This is a genomic window from Acidobacteriota bacterium, from assembly GCA_030949985.1.
Lineage (GTDB): Bacteria > Acidobacteriota > Polarisedimenticolia > J045 > J045 > JALTMS01.
Window position 1 is genome coordinate 1 of the sequence record JAUZRX010000015.1, and the last position, 22884, is coordinate 22884.

Genomic DNA, 22884 nt, shown 5'->3' on the forward strand with positions numbered 1-22884 from the left:
GGCCAGTCCATGCCCCGTGGGAGAGCAAGAGCGGGGCCAGTTTGAACCCGCGCTCGGGCGCGGAGTTTGGGGACGAGGTGTCCGCATGCGGACAGGTGCCGCGGACAGGGTCCGGACACCCCCGGCGGCTTGCGCCCCCCCCGGCCCCCGGGGCCACGGGGTACATTCTTCGCTCCACGGTGGGGTTTTTCGCCCGCCGGCGGAAACCCCGCCGGCCGCCGAGCGTTGTACACTTTCCGGTGGGGCGTCAGGTCGGGCCCCGGCGGAGGAGGTGAGAAGATGTTCGAACTGGGAGCCTTGATCGTCTTGCTGCTGGGGACCCTGGCCGCTATGGGTATCGTAATCGGAACGCTGATTCGCCTTTTCCTCGTGGTGGTTCTGCTTCCGATCAAGCTCCTGGCGACCCTGGCGGCCTTGGTGGGTGTGCTTGTCGGCCTGCCGGTGGCGGTGATGGGCATCGGAGCGATTCTGCTGGCCTTTACGGCCTGCGTGATACTCGCCCCCCTGTTTCTTCCGCTGATGGCGATCGCGGGAGGGGTCTGGTTGCTCGGTCGCCACTGAGGCACTGGCCGGTCGGCCCCTCGAGGAAAACGCCGCCGGCAGGCGGCGTTTTTCTCACTCCAGGCGCATCAGGCGCACGAGGGTACCGTCGGGCCGGATCAGCAGGGCATGGCCCGCCCAGCCGGGGGCGCTCAGCAGCCGGTCACCCCGCAGAGCCAGCCGGATCCATTCGCCGCGGGCCGAGCTTTCAGCGGTCACACCCTCCACCTGCCGGAAAGCCCGGCGGTCTTCCGGGCAGACCAGGGCCTCGGACCAGCGGCCGGCCCAGGGGCCGGCGGTACGCCAGCGCAGCCGGCGCAAATCCCGCCGGACCTGGAGTTCCAGCAGGGGGCCGGGATAACGGCGGGCAAGTTCCAGGGCCATGCGCTGGAGCTGGCGGGCCTGGGCTGCGTAGCCTTCGATCAGGGCGCGCTCGTCGTGATCCAGGGTCGAGAGAAAGTCCCACCCGCTCCCTTCCGAGGCGCGTGGCACTTCGCCCGCACGGCCGGGCGCCCCGGCGAGGGCGATCAGCACGACCAGAGTCAGGACGCGGATCAGCGGGTGGGGGATCCCTTTCTCGAGCGGATGGCTGCTCTTCATCCCGTTCTTGCCTCCCGGGTTCAAGCTCGGCCCGAAAGGCGGGGGGGGCAAGCTCTCCTTCAGGGGCAGCCGGTGGGGGAGGCGGCGATGGAGGGGTCCCGGTCCGGGGTTCCCGGGGCATCGGCATTCCAGCTGCCGGGTGTCCCGGCCACCACCGCCCGGACCAGATAGAAGCGGGGAAGCTGACGGTCGGGAACCGTGGCCTGGGTTTGGGGCAGGTCATCGGCCTCGCAGTGGTCGACGGCGGCCGAAAAATCACCGGTGGCGGCGAGTTCGGCCAGATCGCCGCTGACCAGGTCGTAGACGGCGGCTTCCACCGGGTCCCAGGTCAACGTGGTCTTGTCCAGCCAGGCGAGGTTGCGGACCGGGGCGGCGACGGCGGCCGCGGCGCAGTCCACGATTGCGGTGCGTACCGTCTCGGTGTCGGCCGCTGCCGGGAGGCTCCAGCTCACCCTCACGCCGCTTCCCGTCCAACTCGCCGCCGGGGGGCCGGTGTCCCGGTCGCTGCCCAGCGGGGTGGCGGGGCCGAGGGTGCCGGCGTCGGCACCGAGACGGAGTCGGAATGGCCGATAGCGTCCCCCATCCCGCAGGTCGCGGAAGATGGCCACCGTTTCGCTGCCCGTGAACACCAGGTTCAGCCCGTCGGGGGCTCCGCCCTCGGTGGTGATGGCATCAGGTGCGGCGAGGGGGGCCAGATCGCGGTCGACCGCAGCCGCCACCAGGACATCCGCCCCCGCGGCGGTCGGCTCGGCCCAAGCCAGCAGGTAGCCCTCTGCCGAGCGGCCCACCGCGAGATCGTGGCGACCCGGCGCGGCGGCGGCCACTTCCACGGCGGCGCCGCGGGTCGCGCCCTCCTCGTCGAAGAGTTGCAGCCGGACGGCCAGGTCGCCGGCTGCGGGAGAGAGCCAGGCGAGGGCGAAGCCGCCGCCCCAGGCCGGGCTGATCACCGCCTCCGGAGCCGCGGCCTGCTCCTCGCTGCCGAGGGGGGCCTCCCTCAGCAACCGGGCTCCGCCGGGGCCGAGCAAGGTCCAGACGGGTCGGCGCGGGGAGCCCTGGAGGAAGGCCAGGCCCCAGCGTCTGCCGCCCCAGGCCAGCGCCGGCCGAGCGCCGGCGTCGGCGCCCGGGGTCAGTTCCCGGTCGGCTGTGGTGGCCGTCCCGTCCCCGTCGAACTCACTCAGGCGCAGGCGGGCCTGTCCCGAGCGGAGGTCTTCGAAGACCGTGACCAGGCGCCCGCCGCTCCAGCTCGCCGCCGGGTCCCGACTTTCCGCCGGATCTTCTTCCACGGTGGAGTCTTGCCACGGAGGTCCTCGCTCGACCACCAGTTGGCGTCCGCTCCGCGTCGCGTCGCCCCGGACGACGAAGTCCTCCCGCCCGGCTCCCCGGCTCGCCACGGCGGGGCCGAGAGGTCGCTGTTCGCCGAGAGACTCCAGGGCCGTCAAGGGCGCCGCCTGGCAGGAAGTGTCGCAGCCCTCGTCGAGGGTGCCGTCGAAGTCGTTGTCCCGGCCGTCGCAGAGCTCGACGGCCCCGGGATGGGAATCGGGGTCGCCGTCGTCCCGATCGCCGTCGCAGAAACCCGTGCCGTCGGCATCGGCATCGGTACAGCAGGAGAGCAGCCGGAGCCGGATATTGCGTTGGGAGACCAGCGCGTCCTCGTCTCGGATCCAGGCCGGTCGGGCTCCGGTCCAGACCAGGCTCGGTCGAGCGTAGGGCCCTGTGCCGGCGGGGATGTAGAGGGGCGCGGCCAGGGGCTGCCCCTGAGCGTCGAGGCGGGCGAAGAGTATCGAATAGGCGGGCCCGTTGCCGCCTCCCCAGGCGGCGAGGAACTCTTCGCCGGTCCAGGCCAGGGAAGGCGTACCCGCGTAGGCGTCGCCATCGTTGATTCTGCGGTCGGTATCGAGAACGTTGCCGGCCATGTCGAGGCGATTGAAGAAGATCCCGTCGTCGCCGTCCCGGCGGTCGTACCAGACCAGTCCGTAGACCGAGCCGGTGAAGACCAGGCTGGGCTGGCCGGCGCCGGTTTGCAAGGTCAGGTCCGTGGGTGGGCCGAGGCGAAGTCCCTGGCGATCGGTACGGACGAAGCGTACGCCCCCATGGCTGTCGGAGTAGCCGATACCCATCTGGCCTCCCCCCGGCGCGAGACTGATGTCGCCGGCTCCCGATGGGGTATCGCAGGTGACACAGACCTCGTCCCCCAGAAGGGCGCCCGCGGGAGAGATCCGCTGGAGGTGGATGCGGCTGTTGTACCAGGCCCAGGCCACGACCCACCGATCCTCGTCCCAGGCGATGGACGGCCGCTGGGCGTCCTCGCCGGCGCTGGAGACGCGCAGAGGGCCCGCGGTGAGCTGACCGGCTTGATCGATGGCGGCGAAGAACAGCTCCGGCAGGCCGAAATCCTCCGCCGACCAGGCCACGCCGTAACCACTGCCCGACCAGGCGATGACGGCATTGGCGTCGATGGGTACCGGATCGCTGAGAATCAGCGGATCACCGAGAGGCTGACCTGCCGGATCGAAGCGGTGGAACACCACGCGCGTGTCGAACCCCTGGGTTTCGACCCAGACCGCGGCGTAGGCTCGTCCATCCCAGACCAGGGACCGGTCGCGACCCAGATCGGAGGACCAGGCGGCGTCGGCCAGGGCCAGCTCCGCCTCCAGGGCCCTGGGATCGGAGCAGCTTGCGGGACAGAGATTGTCCACGGTGCCGTCGGCATCGTTGTCGCGGCCGTCGCAAAGCTCCGCCATGCCCTGGGCCGTGGGCGCTACCAGGCCGAAGAACGTCAGGAGGAGAGCGAGAACGAGCAGGGTCGGACTTCGGCGAGCCGAGTGCAGACGGGTTAGCATGGGCATTGAGTACGGTCTAAGCCGTCGGAGCGCAATGAACCCCACCTTCCAACCTGGCAGCCCCGCCGCCCGCTGGTTGCTGGCCGTCTGTTCCGGCCATGCTCCGGAGCAGTGGCCGGCATGGCCTCGGGGGCAGGACGGATATCTGCTCGCCATGGCCCGCGCCCATCGTCTCGCCGCTCGCGCCGGGGGGCGTCTCGCGGCCCACGGGCAGGCCGACTCGCCGGGCGCCGGCGACCTGGTGGCCGCCTGGCGTCGGGGCGTGGGCGAGCAGGGGTTGTTCTGCGAAACCCTGGGCGAATTGGATCGTCGGGCGGTTCAGCAGGGGGTTCGGCTGATCGTCCTCAAGGGCGCCGATCTTTGCCAGCGGATCTATCCTCCGGGTGAACGCACGAGCAACGACATCGATTTGCTGGTGCGTCCAGAGCAACTCGACCAGGCCGAGGCGGTGCTGGCCGCGGCAGGTTTCATCTGCGACCACCCCGATCCTCTCGATGCCCGCCGGCACTGGTTCGCCAGCACCTACCGCAGCCAGATCCGGCCCCGGCTGCAGGTGGATCTGCACTGGGCCTTGGGGGCCCGGCACCGCACGCACTGGAAGCTGGATGCGGTGTTCGCCCGTGCCGAGGCACAGCCGGGACTGGCGGCGGTCGGCCGCCTGGCTCTCGAGGATCTGCTTGTCTTCCTGGCCCTGCATGCCGTCGCATTCCACGGTGCGCTGGCGCGCTGGGTCTGGTGGCTCGACATGTACCTGCTGCTGCAAACCACGGGGGTGCAGCCGCGGGAGGTGCTCGAGCGGGCTCGGGACGTGGGTGGCGCCGTGGCCCTGGGGGCGGCGATGACACGGGTCGAGCGCCTCTTCGGCGGCGGGTTCCCGGGCCGCTGGGGCGGTCCTTCGATCCGTGGTCGATGGATCGAGGCCCTCAGCGCCGAGCAGGAGCGTGCCGGCCCGGGAGGTTGGCGTCGGCGACTGGTGGCGGCCCTGTCGGTGGACCGGCCGCGGGACCTACTGGCCCTGGCCGCCTGGGCCGGCGGTCGAGCCTGGCGCCGCCGACGCAGACAGGGCGGGAAGCCGGCCGCCTGACCGGGCCCGTTCCTGGATGCGGGCGTGGATCTTTTCGAGTTCCGTGGTTCCGCCCTTTTCGTAGGCCTGAACGCGAATTTCTCCCAGTTCGCAGCGCCAGGTGTTGGGGCCGAAAAAGTCGCCGTCCTCGAAAAGGGCATCGAGCGAGCATCGCCCGCAGAATGAGTTCTGTTCACAGCCGGAGCAGACGGGCAGATCCTGCGCGGTGATATTGCGCAGCCGGAGCAGCAGCGGCGAAGTCTCCCAGATTTCCTTGAAGCTCTGTTCGCGCAAGGAGCCTGCCGGCGGGAAACGCTGAGAGCAGGGGTAGACCCGACCCCGGGAGGAGATCAGGGCGACCCGTCGGGCCGTGGCGCAGATCGACTGCCCCGGCTCCGGCTTGTGCCCCGTACCGGGAGCCACCGCCTGACCGAGGTGGGGGTCCATGCAAAAGCCGAGCAGGTCGGCGCGGCTCATACGGTGGTCGAGGGGGGAGTCGTCCAGATCGTTCCGCACGATGAGCGTCGGATCGAAGCGGTATTCCGCGCCGATTTCCCGCGCGAAAGCGAGGACCTTGGCGTACTCCCGCGAGATGCCCGCCATGATCGGGGCCTTGAGCACCACGGGAACGCCGGCCGCTCGCAGGCGTCGGGCCGCGTTGGTGGTCTTGTTCCAGGAGCCGGGGATCCGCGTCACCTTGTCGTGGGCCTGGGGGTCCATGGCGTAGAGCGACATCTCCACGCCGATCACGCTGGCTTCGGCGAGCACCTCGATGTCCCGATCGCGGAGCAGGGTGCCGTTGGTGAACAGGCGGAGCGCGAAGCCGAGGCTGCGGGCGTGGCGGACGAGGACGAGGATGTCCTTGCGGGTGAAGATCTCGCCGCCGGTGAAGGTCAGAAAGAGTGTGCCCATGGCCCGGAGCTGGTCGAGGATATCGGTGACTTCCTCGGTGGTCAGTTCGCCTTCGATGTCCCCCAGGTCTACGTAGCAGTGGGTGCAATCCTCGTTGCAGCGATTGGTCAGCTCGAAAAGGATGGACAGGGGGACCAGGCTCTGTTCGGCCTGCTTGAGCATTGCTGCCAGTGCCTGGCTCATGGGGTACCTCCTTGCCGCCCGGGAGGGCGGGCACGCAGGGGAATCGGCCCGAGGGCTGCCGGCGCCGTGGCTTTCGGGAGAGTCGTCGGCGCCGGGCGCCGGGGGCGGAAGAAGGAAAATTCGGGCAAAGAGTCGATGGCGCGCCAGAACCCGGGATCGGGAGCGAAGGCCAGGCGGTAGGTGGGGATCCGCTTGATCAAACGGGCCGCCGCGTCGAAGAAGGCCTGCTGCACCGCGGGGAGCGCGAGCGGTGCGCCGCCCGCCTGCAGGACCTCCGCCAGGCAGCGTGCGGGCGCCACGGGCTGGACCCGGGGGGTGGGGGCGTGCTCGAGAAGGAAGAGGCCTCCGGCAGGAGCCGCCGTCGGCGAGCCCTTCCAGAAGGGGGTGCCGAAAACCCTGACTCCCTGGCCGGAGCGGCGAACGACGACCATCTCGTCGGAGAGGATCTCTTCACCCGCCTCGCGCGAGATCTTCGCCAGGGTGGATTTGCCGGCCCCGGACGGGCCGCAGAAGATCAGGCCGAAACCATCGTGGCGCACGGCCGCCGCGTGGAGCAGGGTGCCGCCCTCCCGCAGCAACAGGCCGCCGAGCACGATCCGCACGATCAGGTCCAGGTGGGCCAGGGAATCGGGGATCCGGGCCTGGGCGCGGCGGGCGTCCCAGTCGATCACGGCGCTCAGGCCCTCGCCCCGGAGAGAGGCGATACCCAGGTCGCCCTCGGCTTCCACGGGAGGGTTGTCGACCCAGACGGGATGGAAGCAGGGCGCGGAGGCGTCGATCTCCAGCGTGATTTCCATCTCCGGGGAAGCGTCGCCGAGGAAACCGGCGTAGCGCTCTTCGACCCGCTCGATCATCGAATCGAGGGTCAGGGCGATGTCCAGGGACAGGCCGCCGATGCTGATCGTGCGATGGTGCTCGCCGCTCACGCTCTGTTCTCCGCCAACGCATGGTGCGTAGAACGAGGCCCCTCGCCGCAACGAGGGGCCCGGTCTGTCTGGTGGTCGATGGTCGCGGCCCCTAGCTGTGGGCTCCGCCTCCGCAGTTGAAGGCCTCGCTGGTGCAGGACGCGGCGAAGACCACCGGTTCGTAATCTTCTTCCCACTCGATGGCCGGTCGAATCCAGGTCTTCTTTTTCTCGTTCTGGGTTGCGCTCATCAGGTAGCCCCCGTTGTCTCAGAAGTTTCCGAGTTCGAAGGAGGTCTGCGCCGCGGCAAAGACCTCCCCATCGCGGACCAAGGATACCTCAGCGGTCCACGTTCCGTAAAGGTTGTGCTTGGTGATCCAGGTGCCGCTGACCGGAAGGATCACGCTGGTGAAAACCTGGTCCCCGGCGGCGCCGAGATCGGCGGCGGAGGGCAGGGCGGCGGCGACGGGGCCCAAGGGCGCTACCAGGGCCACCCGCACCGGGTGGGGTGCCAGCTCCGGGCGCTCGATGGTCTGGCCGGGCGAGCCCTGCGGGTCGACCGGGGTGACCCGCGACTCGTAGACACTGCCATCGGGCAGGTGGAAGGTGGTCACCTGGTCGAAGGGCTGGTCGCCGAGCTGAGCCCGGTCGAGAGCCGCGACCACGTAGACATTGAGCGTGTCGTGGGCGTCGAAGGGGCCCATGAAGGGGCGGGGACCCGCGTACCGACCGGCCTCGCGGACGATGGCGCCCGGGTCCACGTCGGTGACCACCAGGGCGGTGATGGCCCCGACCTCGGAGGCGCTGGGCGCGGGGGGCGCAGGGAGCGATGCGGGAGCTGCCACCCGGGTGGCGGGAGTCGTGCGTACCGAGCGCACACCCATGTTGCGCGGCCGATCGGCGAGAGCCGTCAGAACCATGGCCAGGCTCACACAGGCCACCAGGGCGATGCGGATCAGCCTCTGGCAGGAGTCGTTGTTGATCTTCATCAGTCTATCTCCTCGCGGGAAGGGGAGGCCCGGCCTCCCGCTTCCCATCGCTGTTCCTCTAGTTCAGCACCACCCAGTGGAAAGAGCCGCCCGTGGTCCCCACGACGATGCCCTGATTCGTGCCGTCGGCATAGTCGAAGGTGGGGTCGCCGATGGTCTTGCCGGATTCCACCGTGGGGCTCGAGACGATGCTTCCGTCCGCGGCGTTCAGCTCGTAGAGCTTGCCATCCGAACTGCCGACGTAGACGCGGGTGGCCGTACCGCCGCCCACGCCTCGCAGAACCAGGGGAACCGAGGCGCCGGCGATCGCCCGGGACCAGTACGTGGTGGTGTCGAACGAGCCATCGGTGCCGATCTTGATGCCATGGACGGTGTTGTCCGTGGTCCAGACCAGCCAGTTCTCGTAACCGGGGGAGACCGCCACGCCGGTGCTGATGGAGATGCCCTTGACCGGGCCATCACCAGTGGCGACCAGGTAGCTGTCGACGGGGTTGAGGGACGTTCCCGCTCCACCGGTGCGGGCGGTCGACTGGTAGGTGTAGATTTCCCCGGCGGTGTTACCGACGGCGACGATCCAGTCGTTCCGGTTGCTGCCCCGGCGCGCGAAGGCGGGGGTGGCATCGATGTCGCCGATGCCCGTGATCACCGCATAGGGCGGAGAGTCGAACTGGCCGAGGCTGTTGACCGCCAGCACCACCAGGGACTCGCCGCCGCCACTGCGGACGGGGACGTAGACCAGGTTCTTGGTGGAGGCGGTATACATGTAGAGGATGATCGGCGAGGCGTTGGAGATGCCCAGGCCGCCCGTGCCGCCGTCGTAACTGCTCTGCAGGGCGGTGAGGGCCAGGTCGTAGATCAGGATCTTGTTGTCTGTCGCGCCGCATCGGGTGGCGACGATCACACCCTGGTCGCCGGTGATGCCGTTGTTGCCCGCGTCCTGAAGCATGACCACGGGGCCGGCCTGGAGCAGGCCGGAGGCGCAGGCGGCGTCCGTGATGGCGTCGGCATTGCCTTCGGCCGTCGCCCCGTTGCCGTCGAGAGCGAAGCGATAGAGGAAACCGTTCTGGGCCGACATGAAGGACGTGTAGTCGGTGCCCGGCGTCAGATCGAGGTCACCGGAGATCGGCCGGGATTGAACCGCTCCACCGGTGGACGGCGGATTCCAGGTGCCCCGGGAGCCGGTGGCCTCCGCCATGCGATGGAGCAGCCGGTCGTTGCCCGTGCCGACGATGTAGGTATTGGCGACGACGCCGGGTGCGGCCAGGGTGCTCGAACTCGTGGTGTAGGAGAACTTGTAGCTCTGATTCGAGCGCGGGAGAGCCGTGCGGGATACACCGGCGGCGTAGTTCTTCGACGTGTCGTAGGCATAGACCTTGTAGTAGTAGGTCTGGTTGTTGGTCACGGTGTTGTCCGTGCAGGAATCGACGGCACCGCCCGAAGCGGCGGTGACACAGACCACGTCGTTGCCGGTGCCGATCACGTCACCCACCAAATAGGTCGTACCGTCCACCGGGTCGGAATCGACGGGAGCGCCGGTGTGGCGCAGCACGAGGAAGCCGCTGAGATCGCTGTCGGCCGGTGGCGCCCACTCGGCCGTGACCGAGAGGTCGGTCGCGGCGGTGGTCAGCTTGCTGACGTCCGAAGGCGCGGTCAGGTCGACTGTGGTGAAATCCCAACAATAGCCGGAGGTACAGGTCGCGGCGGTGTTGTTGACATTGGTCAGCGCGTTGCCCGCGACGTCCTGCCCGGTGATCTGCAGCGCCAGCGTATCGCTGTCACTGAAGCCGGCATGGGTGTAGGTCACCGTCTGGTTCGAATTGCTCCAGGTGCTCGACCAGCCTCCCGGGTCGGTGCCGGAGAGAACGGTCAAGGAGACCGAGGAGGTGTCCATGGCTTCGTCGAAGTTGACGACCACGCTGGTGGAGACGCCGACTCCGGTGGCGTTGTCCGCGGGAGTGGTGCTGCTGACCGCGGGCGCGCCATTGTCGGGCGAGAAGATGAACTGGTCGGCGGCGGTGGCGCCGCGAGAATCGGTATCCGTTCCCAGCTTGTACCACAGGCCGATCGAGCCAGCCAAGTTTTCGGTGCCGACCAGGCGGGGCGTTCCCGCGTCGGTGGTCTCGGCTTCGATCTCGATCAGCGCCTCGTTGGTGGCGAAGTCCAGGGCGAGCTGGACGGTGACGGTTCCCGTGGCATCGAAGTCCGGGACCGCATTCCACTGCACGACGAAGCAGGAATCGTTGACCGTGTTCGAATCCCGGTCCACGGTACAGGTGGTGGCTTGGTAGTAGATGTTGCCACCGGCGGACGGGTTGAGGTCGTCGCCGTAGGCGTAGATCGCGTTGTTGGGGTTGGGCGACGCGGGAATCGATTCGGCACTGACCTCGTTGGTATAGCCGGCTCCGAAGGAGAGATAGCCGTTGCTGCCGACATAACCTTCGGTGTAGGCGGTACCGTAGTAGGTGAAGGTCGAGCCGAGAGCGACCAGGGCATAGCAGTCGTCACCGGAGCAACCCTTGGGCTTCCAACTCGTGATCGCCGTGCCGGTCCCAGAGATGTCGGGGATCATATCCGGCAGGGTGGGCTTGGTGCAGGAGTACCCCCCGCCATCGGTCTCGGCTCCACCACAGCTCGTTGCCGTAGCCGTTGCCCAGGACACGACCCCAAGGGCCAGGACCAGGGCCAAGGCCACCCGCGCCATCCATCGTCCGGCGTGGGCTGTCTTCGCGCCTTGCATCACACCGCTTGCCTTCATTGCATCTCCTCCGAGACATCCCGCCCGGACCCTGGGCGGGGATCCCGTGGGCGTTCCACGGGGGCTGCCTTGCCTGTCTGAACGACCAACTCGCGACTGGCGAGATCGGCGACAAATGCCGTCACCTCGGCCTGGACGTCGGGACGGGGAGCCCCCGTCTCCCGGGCGAGGAGGTCGGCGATTTCCGTAAGCGTGCGCCGGCCATCGAGAAGTTCCCAGATTCGGGAGCCCGTCTCGTTGAGGCCAAGAATGCGCCGCCCCTCGTAGTGCAGGAGCACCGCCTTTCCGCCGAGCATCTGCTCGGCGAGCCGTGGATTGCGCTTGTATCGCTGCTCCAAGGTCACCCTCGGCGGCGCCTCTCCGAAAGGGACGCCGTTCATCCTCCGCGGCCGGCGCCATACCCAAAAGGCACCGAACTTCGACGGTTGCGTAAACCCGCCTCCGGTTCGAATCTAGGCCCCCTCGGCAAGGTGGCAAGGCCATTTCCGGGCCTCTTCCGGGCACCACGCCGGTCGCCGCATTGGCCCGGCCTCAACCGGCAGGGCTGCCGCTGGTCGGGAGACTATCCCAACAACCCGCCAATGTCCACAGGCTTACGATCCTATTCGGTGTTTTTTCCCCTCTGCACTCCTTGCGTCGAGGCGGAGCCTTTGCGAAAGTGCTGCAATGGAATCGTCCGCGCGGCCTCTGGTGCTTCACCTGCTGACCCGCCTCGTGGTCGGGGGGCCGACCCGGCCTGTCCTCACCAGTCTCGATGCCCTGGGCCGGCGCGGTTTCCAGCCCCTGCTGGTCTGCGGCAAGGCGGGGCCCCACGAGGAGGAGGCGATCGCCAGCCTGGAGGGCTATCCCGAACTGCCCGTGCTGCGCCTCGATGCGCTGATTCGCAGCCCCTCTCCCGGCCGGGATCTGCAGGCCCTCGCCGCGTTGCGGGAGACCCTGCGGCGTTTGCGCCCCCGGGTCGTGCATACCCACACCGCCAAGGCCGGGGCCCTGGGGCGGCTGGCCGGGCGCCTCGATGGTGGTGGTCCATTGCTCGTACACACTTTTCACGGCCACTCCCTGTCGAAGGAAGCCTCCGGGAAGCTCGCACCGGCCTGGCGCTGGATCGAGCGGCGGTTGCTGCGTCACGCAACGGACCTTCTGCTGACTCTTTCCCCGGGACAGCGGGACGAGATCGCCGGCTTGCTGGGCGTCCGGCCGGGTTTTCCCATCCGTGTCCAACCCCTGGCCTTCGATCCCGCCGCCTGCGGCCCCGCGCCACCCTGGCCGCCCGGCGCCTTCTCCGGCTCCCGGCGGCGCCTGGTCTTCGTCGGTCGGGGGGTGCGGATCAAGGGGCTCGATCACCTGGCCCGGGCCCATGCCCGGCTGGTGGCCCGCAGCGCGAAGCAGGCGCGGCGCTTGGAAGTGGTGGTGGTGGGGCCTGTCGACCCCTCCGTACGCGCGGAGGTGGAGGGGATCCTGGGCCCCTACGGGCTGGGCCCCTGCTGGCAGTGGCGGGGCGCGCGCCCCGATCCGCTGCGGGAGATGGCTCGCGCCGATGGCCTGGTCCTGCCCTCCCGCTCGGAGGGGACACCGGTCAGCATTCTCGAGGCCCTGTGGGTCGGTCGGCCGGTATTGGCTTCCGCGGTGGGCGGCGTGGGGGAACTGCTGGGCTGCCGATGGGAGAGAGAAGGCCCCGGCCTGTGGCAGTGCCGCCCGGCTTCGCCCAGGGGCCTGCTGCTGCCCCGGGCGGACGCCGAGGCCTGGGCCGCCGCGCTCGACGCCTTCGTCGACGATCCCGGTTGCGTGCCGGGCGATCCGCTCGGCCGGCGGGCCTTCGTCGAGAGCGTCTTCGACCCCCGCCGCCTCTCGCGGGATCTGCTGGAACTCTACCGCCAGGCCGGGGCCCGGGGGCTCGAAGCGGCGGACGGCGGCACGGAAAGGCCCGCGCCGCCGCCGCGCAAGAGCTCACCGGGCGTTGCGGATCAGGCCGAGAGTCCCCGGGTGTAAGTCGCCAGCCGCCGGCAGGCCTCGTCGAGCAACGCCTCGCCGGGGAGGAAGACGATGCGTACGTGCTCGGTTCCCGGCTTCTGCCCGAAACCGCTGCCGTGGACCAGCACCACGCCGTGCTGGAGGATCATCTCCCGGACCAGCCGGGTGTCCTCCACCGGCAGGTCGAAACGGGGGAAGGCGTAGAAAGCTCCCCGGGGGGGCACCAGGCTCCAGCCCTCGATGGCGTTGATCTTTTCCACGAGCAGGTCCCGGCGGCGCCGCAGGGCGGCGTTGGTCTTCGTGATGTGATCCCGGGGCCCGTCGAGGGCCGGCCGCACGGCATGCTGAATCGGGTGGTTGGCGCAGAGCCGGGCGCGGGCCAGCCGGCCCATCGCCTCGGCGAGGGGCGCGACTGTGCGCGCCGGTCCACTGAGCACGCTCCAGCCGATGCGCAGGCCCGGACCGAGCCAGACCTTGGACAGTCCCCCGAAGGTGGCGATGGGCAGGTCGTCGCGCAGGCTGGCCGTGGCCACGTGGTCGATGTCGTCGAGGATCATCCGGTCGTAGATCTCGTCGGAGAGGACCACCAGGCCATGGCGTGCGGCGATCTCGAGAACCTTTTCGAGGGTCCGGCGGGAGGCCACCGAACCGGTGGGGTTGTTGGGATTGATCAGGACCAGGGCGCGGGTGCCGCCATCGACCATGCTTTCGATCTGGTCGGGATCCGGCTGCCATCCGGCGCTTTCGTCCAGGTCGTAGGGGATCGCCCGGGCCCCGAGCTTGGCCAGCACGGCGGGGTAGAGGGGGTAGCCCGGGCGCGGCACGAGAACCCCCTCTCCGGGCTCGAGCAAGGCGGTGAGCAGGATCTCGATCGGCTCGGAGGCTCCATGGCCCACCAGGATGTCCTGAACCGAGGTGATGCCCTTGCGCTCCTCGGCATCCCGGCGGATGGCCTCCAGGGCCTCGGCGGTGCCTTCCGAGGGGCCGTAGCCGGTGTGGCCGTCCCGCAGGGCCTTGACGATCGCCTCCAGCACGTGTTCCGGTGTGCGGAAATCGAACTGGCAGGGATCACCGATGTTGAGGTAGATCATCTCCCGGCCCGCGGCCGCGGCCTGTCGGGCGAGCAGCACCACGTCACGGACCGCGTAGGTCACCCCCTCGATGCGTTGAGCGGTACGCACGGCTTCCATGGCGTTCTCCTCAGGCGTCGGGGGCGAGGAAGGGATAGCCGAAGTGACGCGGCGGGACGAAGGTTTCCTTGATCGTCCGAGGTGACGCCCAGCGGATCAGGTTGAGCACCGAACCGGCCTTGTCGTTGGTTCCCGATGCGCGGCCTCCTCCGAAAGGCTGCTGGCCGACGACGGCACCGGTGGGCTTGTCATTGATGTAGAAGTTGCCCGCGCTGTGGCGCAGCACGTTGGCGATCGCCAGCACGGCCTTGCGGTCGCGGGCGAAAACGGCTCCTGTCAGGGCGTAAGGGCTGGTCGTCGAGCAGAGTTCGACGGCCTCGTCCAGGCGGCTGTCGTTGTAGACGTAGACGGCCAGGACCGGTCCGAAGAGTTCGTCCTGCATCAGGCGGTAGCGCGGGTCGTCGACCTCGACGACGGTGGGTTCGATGAACCAGCCCTCCCTGGAGTCGGTGCCACCCCCGAAGACGATGCGGCAGCGGCTCGAGCGCTTGGCCGCCGCGAGGTAGGAGGAGATCTTGGTGAACGAGGCCTTGTCGATCACGGCGCCGCAGAAGTTGGTGAAGTCGGTGATGTCTCCCACCTTCAGCTCCGCGAGCTGGGCCTTCATGTGGCGCCGGATGCGAGTCCACAGGGAGCGGGGGACATAGGCCCGGCTGGCCGCCGAGCACTTCTGGCCCTGGTACTCGAAGGCGCCGCGGACCAGTGCCGTGGCCACCTCCTCGGGCTCGGCCGAGGCGTGGACGAAGACGAAATCCTTGCCGCCGGTCTCACCGACCAGGCGCGGGTAGGAGCGGTAGTTCCGGATGTTGGTGCCGACGGTCTCCCAGATGCCCTGGAAGACCTCCGTCGACCCGGTGAAGTGGACACCGGCCAGTTTCTGGTGGGGCAGGATGATCGGTCCGAGCACCCGGCCGGGGCCGGGCAGGAAGTTGATCACTCCGGGGGGCAGGCCGGCCTTCTCGAGGACCTTGAAGACCACGTAGTTGGAGGCCACCGAGGTGGAGGCGGGCTTCCAGATCGCCGTGTTGCCCATCAACGCCGGTGCGGTGGGCAGGTTGCCGCCGATGGACGTGAAGTTGAAAGGCGTGATGGCGAAGACGAAACCCTCGAGGGGGCGGTACTCCACCACGTTCCAGCACCCCGGCGAACTCTCGGGTTGCTCCTGGTAAAGACGCTGCATGTAGTAGGCGTTGAACCGCCAGAAGTCGGCCAGCTCACAGGCCGCGTCGATCTCGGACTGGTGGGCGGTCTTCGACTGGCCGAGCATGGTCGCCGCGTTGACGTCGGCACGGTAGGGGCCGGCGAGCAGGTCCGCGGCCTTGAGGAACACCGCGGCCCGGCTTTCCCAGGGCATGCGGGACCAGCTCTCCCAGGCCTCCGTGGCGGCCCGGATCGCCGCGCGCACCTGCCGCTCTCCGGCCATGTGGTATTCCGCCAGGACGTGGCGGTGGCGGTGGGGCAGCACCTGGCGGGCGATCTTTCCCGTCCGGACTTCGCGGCCGCCGATGATACAGGGAATCTCGAGGGGCTCGGCGGCCCACGCCTCGAGTTGCTCGCGGAGTTCGGCTCGCTCCGGTGATCCGGGGGCGTAGTCGAGAATCTTCTCGTTGCTGGGGGGGGGAACCTGAAAAACGCCGTTGGGCATGATCGATCTCCTGGCACGCCCCGCGCTGCGCCGGGCAGGGAAATGGATGGTCGCCATCGGTGGGGAAGACGCCAAGTCTAACCCGGATCGTGGATCCGGCACGCCTCTTTCCCGGGCCAGGTTCTGCCCGCCGGGGGCGTCGGGCGCGTTATACTCGGAGGCGCGCATCGGCCGTCGTTTCGGGGTGTTGCGCGGTACCCGCGATCACGGGTCGGGAGGCCTCCCACGTCCGACGAAAGCTCGCACTCCCCCGCGACGATGGCGGGACGGCTCACTGATCCGAGGGAGGTCCTGGCCACCCTTGATCAGGGCGGGGTGCATTTCGCCCTTCTCGACCCGGAGGGGCGCATCCGTTGGCTGAGCCCCGGCCTCGAGCGCAGCCGGGGCAGCGGCCTGATCGGACAGGACTGCCACGAGAGTCTCTTTCGCCGGGAAAGTGACTGCTTCGACTGTCGGCGCCAGGAAGTGCTGGCGACCGGGAAGGCGCACCAGTGCTGGATACCCGAGCGTCGTCCCGGCCGTTTCGGGCGGCGGCAGATGCTCGTGCAGATGCGCACCCCCTCGGGGCAGCTCCTCGAAGTGGTGATCGATGCGGGACCGGCGGAAAGTTTGTTCTCCGACGAGATCTTCCGCGAGAGGGTGCTCGCCGAAGGCCTGCGGCACGTCAGCGCGGGAGTCCTCCTGCTCGATGCAGCGATGCGTGTGGTCAATGCCAATCCCGCCGCCGTCCGGCTGCTGGGGGAGGGACTCGAGCGGCTCAGGGGGCGGGCGCTGGGCGAACTCCTTCCCGAGGGCTGTTTGCCGGCCGGAGGGGAGCGGCTCGCTGCGATCCTGGTCAGCCGGGGAGGGCTCGAGGTCGACGAGGTGCGCCTCGACAGCGGATCCGGCCAGGCCCTGGTCAGGCTGTCCCTGGCCGTGGTGCCGGCCCCCGGGGGCGTGGCCGAGGCCGCCGTGGCGATTCTCACGGACATCACGCGGGAGCGGAGGGTCAGCCTCGCTCTGCAGCGCAAGCTGGGTGAGATCTCGATCCTGCGGGAGATCGACCATGTGCTTTCCCGAACCGCGCGGCTGGATCAGGTGCTGCGGGTGATCCTCGCCGCCGTGGTCCATCCCCGGGGCCTGGCCCTGGCCCGGGGGGCGCTTTTTCTCTGTGAGGGAGACGAAAAGGAAGTGCTGCGGGGCCGGCTGGTGCGCAGTTCGCCCGCCTCCGGTGGCGGTGTCGGGGAGGGCCACCTGGCCCAGCAGCTCGAAGACCTGGCCTTCGCCGAGCCGAGCGGGGAAGACCGCCGGATGGAACTCGAGATCCGTGACCTGGCGGTGCCCCTCGGCGAGACGGCCGATGTCCTGTCCTCGGCCCTCGAGAGTCCGGCGTCGATTCTCGTGCATGGTCGAGGTGAAGGGGGGGGGGCCGAGATGCTCTGCCGGTTGCTGGGCAGCGACCAGGTGGTGTTGGCTCCACTGGTGACCCAGGGCCGGCGGTTGGGAGTCCTGGCCGGGGCCGTCGCGCCCGGCGGTCCCGCGCCGGAGGACGATCTTCTCACCTTCGCCGGAGTGATCGCGGCGGCGGCCGCCGGCGCCATCGAGCGCGCCCGGCTGCACGATGAGCTGGCCCGGCGGCTGTCCGACCTGCACGAAGCCCATACCCGGCTCCGGCACCTGCAGGGACAGCTCCTGCAGGCCGAACACATGTCGGCCCTCGGAGAACTGGCCGCCGAGATCGTGCACCAGATCCGCAATCCGTTGGCGGTGGTGGGCGGTTTCGCCCGGCGCCTCGAGCGCAACGTGGGTGAGGACGACCCCCGGCGGGAAGACGTCCGCATTCTGGTGGAGGAGACCGCCCGCATGGAGGCGATTCTCGAACGGGTACGCCAGGAAGTGCGGGTGGCGCGGGGAGACCCGAGGGAAACGGTGCTGCCCGAGGAGTTGCTCGCCGCGGCGATGAAGCGCTACGAGGGCCTGGCCCGGGCCCAGGGGATCGACCTCGAGGTGAGTGTCGAGAAGGGCTTGCCGCGCATACGCGGCGGCCGGGACGTCCTGCTGGAAGTCCTCGACAACCTGCTGCGCAACGCTTTCGATGCCGTTTCCGGCGGAGGCACGGTACGGGTCGAGGCCCTCCGGCTCAGGGGTGCCGTGCACCTGGTGGTGGAGGACGACGGTCCGGGCCTGAGCGCCGAGCAGGCGGAGAAAATTTTCGAGCCCTTCTACACCACCAAGGAGCAGGGCACCGGCCTTGGTCTGGCCCTTTCCCGGCGACTCGTTCGCCAGTGTGGGGGATCCCTGAGCGTCGACGGCCGCCCCGGTCGCGGTGCCCGCTTTCGCATTGTTCTGCCGCTGGCCCGGGCCCCGGTGCCGGCAGAGGAGGAGTAAGACCCATGGCGAGAATCCTCATCGTGGACGACGAGGCGAACCTCAGGCTGCTCTACCGCAAAGAACTCGAAGAGCTCGGTTACCAGGTTCTCGAGGCGGGGACGGCGGAGGAAGGAGTCGCCCTGTTCACCCGCGAGCAGCCCGACCTCGTGGTGCTCGATGTGCGCATGCCCGGAATGAACGGCCTGGAAGCGATGGCCCGCATCCTCGATCGGGACCGCCGCGTGCCGATCATTCTCAACACCGCTTTCGATGCCTACCGTGACGATTTCACCTCCTGGGCGGCCGATGCCTATGTCACCAAGGGGCCTGACACCACGGAACTCAAGCAGAAAATCGGGCAGTTGCTCGAGGAACGTTCCCACGTGGGCCCACCCGAACTCTGACTCGTCACCCGGGGCTTTCGCCCCGGGCGCGCACGCGGCATCCGGGCTAAGGTGGGGACCCCACCTTCCAGCGGAGTCCCTCGATGACCACCTCGGCCGAGTTCGTTCCGACGCTTCACCCGGAGAGCCTGCGGCGTGTCGCCACCTTCATTCTCGCCGGCGGCAAGGGAGAGCGGCTCTACCCGTTGACCCGAGACCGGTCCAAGCCGGCGGTGCCCTTTGGCGGTAGCTTCCGGATCATCGATTTCACCCTGTCCAACTGCATCAATTCCGGCTTGCGCCGGATCCACCTGCTGACCCAGTACAAGGCCAGTTCCCTGATGCGGCACGTGATCGAGGGTTGGAGTTTCCTCAGCGGTGAACTGGGGGAATATATCCAGGTGCTCCCGCCCCAGCTCCGGGTGGGCAGCCGCTGGTACCAGGGAACGGCAGACGCGGTCTACCAGAACATCTACACGCTCGAAGAAGAGCGCCCCGAGCAGGTGCTGATCCTCTCCGGCGACCACGTCTACCGCATGGACTACCGGCAGATGCTGGCCGAGCACCTGGCGACGGACGCGGACGCCACCATCGCCGTGCTGGAAATTCCGGCCTGTGAGGCCTCCCGTTTCGGCGTGGTGGAAGCGGAAAAGGGGCGGGTGGTGGGGTTCCGGGAAAAACCTTCGGACATCGATCCGCAGGGACCGCCGGTCATGGCCAACATGGGGGTCTACATCTTCCGCACCGAGAAGCTGGTGCGGGCCATCTCCCGCGACGCCCGCAGTGAGACTTCACGCCACGATTTCGGTCACGACATTCTGCCGGGCCTGGTCGCGGCCGGGGCGCGGGTGACGGCTCACGTCTTCCAGGGCGCCGGCAGCGGTTCACCGCGATACTGGCGGGATATCGGCACCCTCGACGCCTTCTACGAGGCGAACATGGATCTCTGCCGGGTTTCCCCCCGTTTCAACCTCTACGACGAGAGCTGGCCGCTGCGCTCGGCCCCCGCCCAGCGCCCGCCGGCGAAGTTCGTCTTCGCCGGCGGTGAGAAGGGACGTGTCGGCCACGCCCTCGATTCTCTCGTGGCGCCGGGGACGGTGGTCAGCGGCGGCCGGGTGGAACGCTCGATCCTCGGTCCGGGTTGTCGGGTCAACTCCTGGTCATCGGTGACCGACAGCATCCTGATGGATGGGGTGGAAGTCGGACGCCATGCCGAGATTCGGCGGGCGATCATCGACAAACGAGTGGTGGTGCCGCCCGGAACGAAGATCGGTGTCGACGCGGAGGCCGATCGGGCGCGTTTCACTGTCACCGGGGAAGGCGTCGTCATCGTGCCCAAGGGTGAGCGCTTCTGACCCGTAGCCCGGCCCGGCGGGCGGCGAACAGGGCCAGCATCCAGCCGACGGCGGCCAGGAACATGGTCAGCGCCACACCGAGGGTCATCTGGCGCAGGTCGACCCGGTTCTGATCGATCAGCCAGCCCCAGCCCCAGGTGCTCGCGCTGATCGCCGCCGTACACAGTCCGAGTTCGGCGGCGAAGACCCGGCCGCGAAAGTGATCGGGCACCTCCCTTTGGAGCAGCAGGGTGGAGAAGACCCACACGGTGCTGCCGCCGATGTGAGCGAGCACCGCCAGGCCCAGGGCGAGGGGAAGATAGGACGTGCCGGCGAAGAAGGCGTAGCAGCTTCCAGCGAGCACGAAAGACAGGCCGATGGCCCACTTGAGGGGGCCCTCCCGCTCCTGGGTCAGTCGGCGGGAGATCAGGGGACCCAGTGCCGTTCCCATGCCGCGGGCCACGAAGAGCAGGGCGATACCCAGGTCGGGGCTGCCGGCGAGGGGATAGACGCGCTCGCCGTAGAGGGCCAGCATCATGCTGATCGCCCCGGCGGCACCCCATCCGCTCTTGGCGCTGAGCAGTGCCACCACCTTGGGGTGCTCGCGCAGATAACGGCCCACGGCGGCGAAGTCTCTCAGGCCCAGCCAGGTGGCCAGCCCGCCCGGACCTTCCCGGGGCGCGGGCGAGGGGATCCCGGCCCGGGCGAGGATCGCCACCGACACCAGGTAGGAAGCCGCATCCACCGCCAGGGCGATGCGCCAACCCAGCAGGCTCGTCACCATGCCCCCCACGGCGGCCCCCAGGGTGTACATCAGTGACCATGTCAACGCGCCGAGAGCGTTGGCGGCGCCGAGGGAAGACTCGGGCACCAGGTTGGGGACGCTGGCCATGCGGGCCGGCTCGGAAAAGGCCTGGGCGGTGATCTGCAGGAAAGTCAGGGTATAGAGCAGCCAGATGCCGGCCGAGCCGAAGCCGGGCGCGGCGAACATGCCCAGAACGAGCAGGAATCGTGCCCCATCGGCGACGATCATGATCGTCTTGCGGGAGAAGCGGTCGGCCACGACGCCCGCGGCGGGCCCGGCCAGGCTGACCGGCAGCAGCTTGAGGATGATCAGTGTGCCGACGGCCGAAGCACTGGCGGCACCCAGTTCCCGCAGCAGGGCGAGGACCGCCAGCAGGTTGAACCAGTCCCCCAGGAGACTCGCGTTACGGGCCAGGTAGAGGCGGCGATAGTCGGGACATTCCCGGAGGACACCGAGCAGCGAACCGAGGACAGGCCCTCGCGGCGACGGGGAGGAAGAGGCGATCACGAGGTCGGCGGGCGGTGGGCCGGCAGGGGGGCAAGACAGGGGAGCATGGGCTCAGGTTATCATTCCACAGGGATCCGGCCCATTTTCCGGGTTTAGGTTGACTCAAGGTGAGCGTCGACATCCTGGTCGTGGTGCTCGTGGTCTGTGTGGCCATGGTCCTTTTCTGGACCGAGGTCCTGGCCGTGGAGATGGTCGCCCTGCTGGCGCTGGTGGTGCTGACCGCCACCGGTATCCTGGACCCGACGCAGGCCTTCTCCGGCTTTGGCGACCAGGCTCTGATCATGATCGCCTCGATTCTCGTGCTTTCGGCCAGCCTCGTCCGCAATGGTGCCGGTGAGCGCATCGCCCACCGTATCCGGACGCTCTCGGGGGGACGGGCGGAGTTCATGGCCTTCGCCCTTTTCGGCGCCGTGTTGGTGGTCTCCGCATTCATCAACAACGTTGCGGCGACGGCGATGTTCATCCCCGTCGCGGAGACTCTGGCCCGGGCCTACCGGGTGCGTCCCTCGCGCCTGCTGATGCCGGTGGCCTACGCGTCGCTGCTCGGCGGGGTCTGTACGCTGACCGGTACCTCGACCAACGTGGCCGTTTCGGGCATGTTGTTCCGGTCGGGCTTCGAGCCCCTGGGAGTTTTCGAGCTGACGCCGATCGGCCTGCCGCTGGCGGCATTCGGCCTGCTCTATCTGGTCGTGATCTCGCGCTTCCTTCCGGGCCGGGCCGGAAGGGAGGACGAGGCTCGCAATCAGGACATCAGGCGGGTGTTCATCACCGAACTGGTGGTGGAGGAAGGCTCGCCCGCCGTCGGTCGCAACCTGCGGGAGATGGCTTTGAAGAAGAGCTATCGCCTGTCCCCGATCGGCTTGATTCGGGGGGCGGCGCGACTGTCGGAAGGCGTGCTGGACACCCGCCTGCGAGCGGGGGACGTGGTCGTGGTGGAGGGGGATGCCGCGGCGATCAACCGGGGCGCCCAGGCGGCGGGACTGACCCGCAAACGCTCACGCAAGGCGCCGGCGGCCAGTGGCGGCGAACCGGCCCTGGTGGAGGCGACGATCTCCTACGACTCGCCGCTGATCGGTCGCACCCTGGCCGAGGTCGATCCCCGCAGCCGCTACGGCATCGACGTGATCGCCGTCTGGCGCCGGGGCGGTTCCATCGTGGAGAAGGTGGGGCGCATGGTGTTGCGCCTGGGCGATGATCTGCTGATTCTGGGCCCGCTGGAACGGATCCGGCAGATCGCCCGGGATCCGCTGAATCTGTTGCTCGACGACCGGATTCTGCCCCGTTACGAAGCCCGCAAGGAGCTGCTCTCGCTGCTCATCTTCTTTCTCGCGGTGCTGGCCGGAGCGACCCGCATGGTGCCGATTCCGCTGGCGTTCCTGGCGGGGGCGATGGGAGTCGTGCTGGCCGGCTGCATGACGCTCGACGAGGTCTACCGTTCGCTGAACCTCAAGCTGATCGTGCTGGTCGGGGCGATGATCGGGGTGTCGGTGGCGATTCAGGAGACCGGGACGGCCGTCTGGGCCGCCGAGAATCTGGTGCACCTGCTGGGAGGTGAGCAGGCTGCGCCCCTGCTGTTGCTGGCCTGCATGTACTGGTTGACGGTTCTGCTGACCCAGTCCATGTCCAACGCGGCCGCGGCCCTGGTGGTGCTGCCCGTCGCGCTGTCCACCGCGGCGCAGATCGGCGCGCCCGCCCGGCCCTTCGCCATCACTGTGGCCGTGGCGGCCTCGCTGGCCTTCATGACGCCGCTGGAGCCGGCTTGCTTGCTGGTGATGTCCACCGGGCGCTATCGCTTCCGCCATTTTCTGCGCTTCGGCGCACCGCTGACCATCGGCTGCTTCGTCTTGCTGATGGCGCTGATTCCCCTGCACTACAGCCTGGGCGGGTCCTGACACGCGAAGGGCCGGGGCGGCG

At 68.9% G+C, this 22884-nt stretch carries 18 protein-coding genes; 7 read left to right on the forward strand and 11 right to left on the reverse strand.

Annotated features, from left to right (window positions below; all coding sequences use genetic code 11):
• Positions 1 to 279: 279 nt before the first annotated feature.
• Positions 280 to 561, forward strand: coding sequence for a hypothetical protein (locus tag Q9Q40_02650; GenBank protein MDQ7006110.1), 282 nt, complete (start codon positions 280 to 282; stop codon positions 559 to 561).
• Positions 562 to 615: 54 nt separating this feature from the next.
• On the opposite strand, the gene Q9Q40_02655 is transcribed toward Q9Q40_02650, so the two are convergent.
• Together Q9Q40_02655 and Q9Q40_02660 are read right to left on the reverse strand one after the other, a co-directional pair.
• Positions 616 to 1140, reverse strand: a complete 525-nt coding sequence (locus Q9Q40_02655) for a hypothetical protein (protein MDQ7006111.1) — start codon at positions 1138 to 1140, stop codon at positions 616 to 618.
• Positions 1141 to 1199: 59 nt separating this feature from the next.
• On the reverse strand, positions 1200 to 3980 hold the full coding sequence (locus Q9Q40_02660; GenBank protein MDQ7006112.1) for a putative metal-binding motif-containing protein: 2781 nt from the start codon (positions 3978 to 3980) through the stop codon (positions 1200 to 1202).
• Positions 3981 to 4014: 34 nt separating this feature from the next.
• On the opposite strand from Q9Q40_02660, the gene Q9Q40_02665 reads away from it, so the two are divergent.
• Complete coding sequence (locus Q9Q40_02665; GenBank protein MDQ7006113.1) at positions 4015 to 5064, forward strand: nucleotidyltransferase family protein; 1050 nt, start codon at positions 4015 to 4017, stop codon at positions 5062 to 5064.
• On the opposite strand, the gene Q9Q40_02670 is transcribed toward Q9Q40_02665, so the two are convergent.
• From Q9Q40_02670 to Q9Q40_02695, 6 genes are all read right to left on the reverse strand, one after another.
• Entirely contained in the window at positions 4987 to 6138 is a 1152-nt protein-coding gene (locus Q9Q40_02670) for a radical SAM protein (protein ID MDQ7006114.1), read from the reverse strand. The two genes, Q9Q40_02665 and Q9Q40_02670, sit on opposite strands and share 78 nt — an antisense overlap.
• Complete coding sequence (locus tag Q9Q40_02675) at positions 6135 to 7064, reverse strand: hypothetical protein (protein MDQ7006115.1); 930 nt, start codon at positions 7062 to 7064, stop codon at positions 6135 to 6137. The genes Q9Q40_02670 and Q9Q40_02675 overlap by 4 nt, the downstream gene beginning before the upstream one ends.
• A 91-nt stretch (positions 7065 to 7155) precedes the next feature.
• Positions 7156 to 7293 (reverse strand): hypothetical protein, encoded by a 138-nt coding sequence (locus Q9Q40_02680; protein MDQ7006116.1) that lies wholly within the window; start codon positions 7291 to 7293, stop codon positions 7156 to 7158.
• 18 nt (positions 7294 to 7311) lie between these two features.
• Positions 7312 to 8031 carry a hypothetical protein gene (locus Q9Q40_02685; protein MDQ7006117.1) on the reverse strand — a complete coding sequence of 240 codons (720 nt, stop codon included), beginning with the start codon at positions 8029 to 8031 and terminating at the stop codon, positions 7312 to 7314.
• A 58-nt stretch (positions 8032 to 8089) separates the two neighbouring features.
• Entirely contained in the window at positions 8090 to 10786 is a 2697-nt protein-coding gene (locus Q9Q40_02690; protein ID MDQ7006118.1) for an Ig-like domain-containing protein, read from the reverse strand.
• Entirely contained in the window at positions 10783 to 11130 is a 348-nt protein-coding gene (locus tag Q9Q40_02695; GenBank protein ID MDQ7006119.1) for a PqqD family protein, read from the reverse strand. Before Q9Q40_02695 ends, Q9Q40_02690 begins: the two co-directional genes overlap by 4 nt.
• Positions 11131 to 11452: 322 nt before the next feature.
• Here Q9Q40_02695 and Q9Q40_02700 point away from each other — a divergent pair, with 322 nt between their 5' ends.
• Complete coding sequence (locus tag Q9Q40_02700; GenBank protein ID MDQ7006120.1) at positions 11453 to 12775, forward strand: glycosyltransferase; 1323 nt, start codon at positions 11453 to 11455, stop codon at positions 12773 to 12775.
• Here the strand turns inward: Q9Q40_02700 and Q9Q40_02705 are convergent.
• A complete protein-coding gene (locus tag Q9Q40_02705) occupies positions 12751 to 13947 on the reverse strand; it encodes an aminotransferase class I/II-fold pyridoxal phosphate-dependent enzyme (protein ID MDQ7006121.1) in 1197 nt (398 codons plus the stop codon). The two genes, Q9Q40_02700 and Q9Q40_02705, sit on opposite strands and share 25 nt — an antisense overlap.
• Positions 13948 to 13957: 10 nt before the next feature.
• The gene (pruA, locus tag Q9Q40_02710; GenBank protein MDQ7006122.1) at positions 13958 to 15592 is read right to left on the reverse strand and encodes an L-glutamate gamma-semialdehyde dehydrogenase; all 1635 of its coding nucleotides are present in this window, start codon (positions 15590 to 15592) and stop codon (positions 13958 to 13960) included.
• Between the two features lie 315 nt (positions 15593 to 15907).
• Here pruA and Q9Q40_02715 point away from each other — a divergent pair, with 315 nt between their 5' ends.
• The 3 genes from Q9Q40_02715 to glgC all read left to right on the forward strand — a co-directional run bounded on the left by Q9Q40_02715 (position 15908) and on the right by glgC (position 19679).
• Positions 15908 to 17959: a PAS domain-containing sensor histidine kinase gene (locus Q9Q40_02715; protein MDQ7006123.1), complete on the forward strand. Its 2052-nt coding sequence runs from the start codon at positions 15908 to 15910 to the stop codon at positions 17957 to 17959.
• Between the two features lie 5 nt (positions 17960 to 17964).
• On the forward strand, positions 17965 to 18345 hold the full coding sequence (locus Q9Q40_02720; protein ID MDQ7006124.1) for a response regulator: 381 nt from the start codon (positions 17965 to 17967) through the stop codon (positions 18343 to 18345).
• 83 nt (positions 18346 to 18428) lie between these two features.
• Positions 18429 to 19679, forward strand: coding sequence for a glucose-1-phosphate adenylyltransferase (gene glgC / locus Q9Q40_02725; protein ID MDQ7006125.1), 1251 nt, complete (start codon positions 18429 to 18431; stop codon positions 19677 to 19679).
• Here glgC and Q9Q40_02730 read toward each other — a convergent pair.
• Complete coding sequence (locus Q9Q40_02730) at positions 19651 to 20970, reverse strand: MFS transporter (GenBank protein MDQ7006126.1); 1320 nt, start codon at positions 20968 to 20970, stop codon at positions 19651 to 19653. The two genes, glgC and Q9Q40_02730, sit on opposite strands and share 29 nt — an antisense overlap.
• Before the next feature lie 107 nt (positions 20971 to 21077).
• Between Q9Q40_02730 and Q9Q40_02735 the strand changes: the two genes are divergently transcribed.
• Complete coding sequence (locus Q9Q40_02735; GenBank protein ID MDQ7006127.1) at positions 21078 to 22862, forward strand: SLC13 family permease; 1785 nt, start codon at positions 21078 to 21080, stop codon at positions 22860 to 22862.
• Positions 22863 to 22884 lie beyond the last annotated feature (22 nt).

Bases quoted from the DNA above. Each gene is read 5' to 3' on its own strand.
- Q9Q40_02720 (MDQ7006124.1), top strand. From the start codon at position 17,965: ATGGCGAGAATCCTCATCGTGGACGACGAGGCGAACCTCAGGCTGCTC.
- Q9Q40_02670 (MDQ7006114.1), bottom strand. From the start codon at position 6,138: ATGAGCCAGGCACTGGCAGCAATGCTCAAGCAGGCCGAACAGAGCCTG.
- Q9Q40_02665 (MDQ7006113.1), top strand. From the start codon at position 4,015: ATGAACCCCACCTTCCAACCTGGCAGCCCCGCCGCCCGCTGGTTGCTG.
- Q9Q40_02660 (MDQ7006112.1), bottom strand. From the start codon at position 3,980: ATGCTAACCCGTCTGCACTCGGCTCGCCGAAGTCCGACCCTGCTCGTT.
- Q9Q40_02680 (MDQ7006116.1), bottom strand. From the start codon at position 7,293: ATGAGCGCAACCCAGAACGAGAAAAAGAAGACCTGGATTCGACCGGCC.
- Q9Q40_02685 (MDQ7006117.1), bottom strand. From the start codon at position 8,031: ATGAAGATCAACAACGACTCCTGCCAGAGGCTGATCCGCATCGCCCTG.
- Q9Q40_02690 (MDQ7006118.1), bottom strand. From the start codon at position 10,786: ATGAAGGCAAGCGGTGTGATGCAAGGCGCGAAGACAGCCCACGCCGGA.
- Q9Q40_02700 (MDQ7006120.1), top strand. From the start codon at position 11,453: ATGGAATCGTCCGCGCGGCCTCTGGTGCTTCACCTGCTGACCCGCCTC.
- pruA (MDQ7006122.1), bottom strand. From the start codon at position 15,592: ATGCCCAACGGCGTTTTTCAGGTTCCCCCCCCCAGCAACGAGAAGATT.
- glgC (MDQ7006125.1), top strand. From the start codon at position 18,429: ATGACCACCTCGGCCGAGTTCGTTCCGACGCTTCACCCGGAGAGCCTG.
- Q9Q40_02655 (MDQ7006111.1), bottom strand. From the start codon at position 1,140: ATGAAGAGCAGCCATCCGCTCGAGAAAGGGATCCCCCACCCGCTGATC.
- Q9Q40_02650 (MDQ7006110.1), top strand. From the start codon at position 280: ATGTTCGAACTGGGAGCCTTGATCGTCTTGCTGCTGGGGACCCTGGCC.
- Q9Q40_02705 (MDQ7006121.1), bottom strand. From the start codon at position 13,947: ATGGAAGCCGTGCGTACCGCTCAACGCATCGAGGGGGTGACCTACGCG.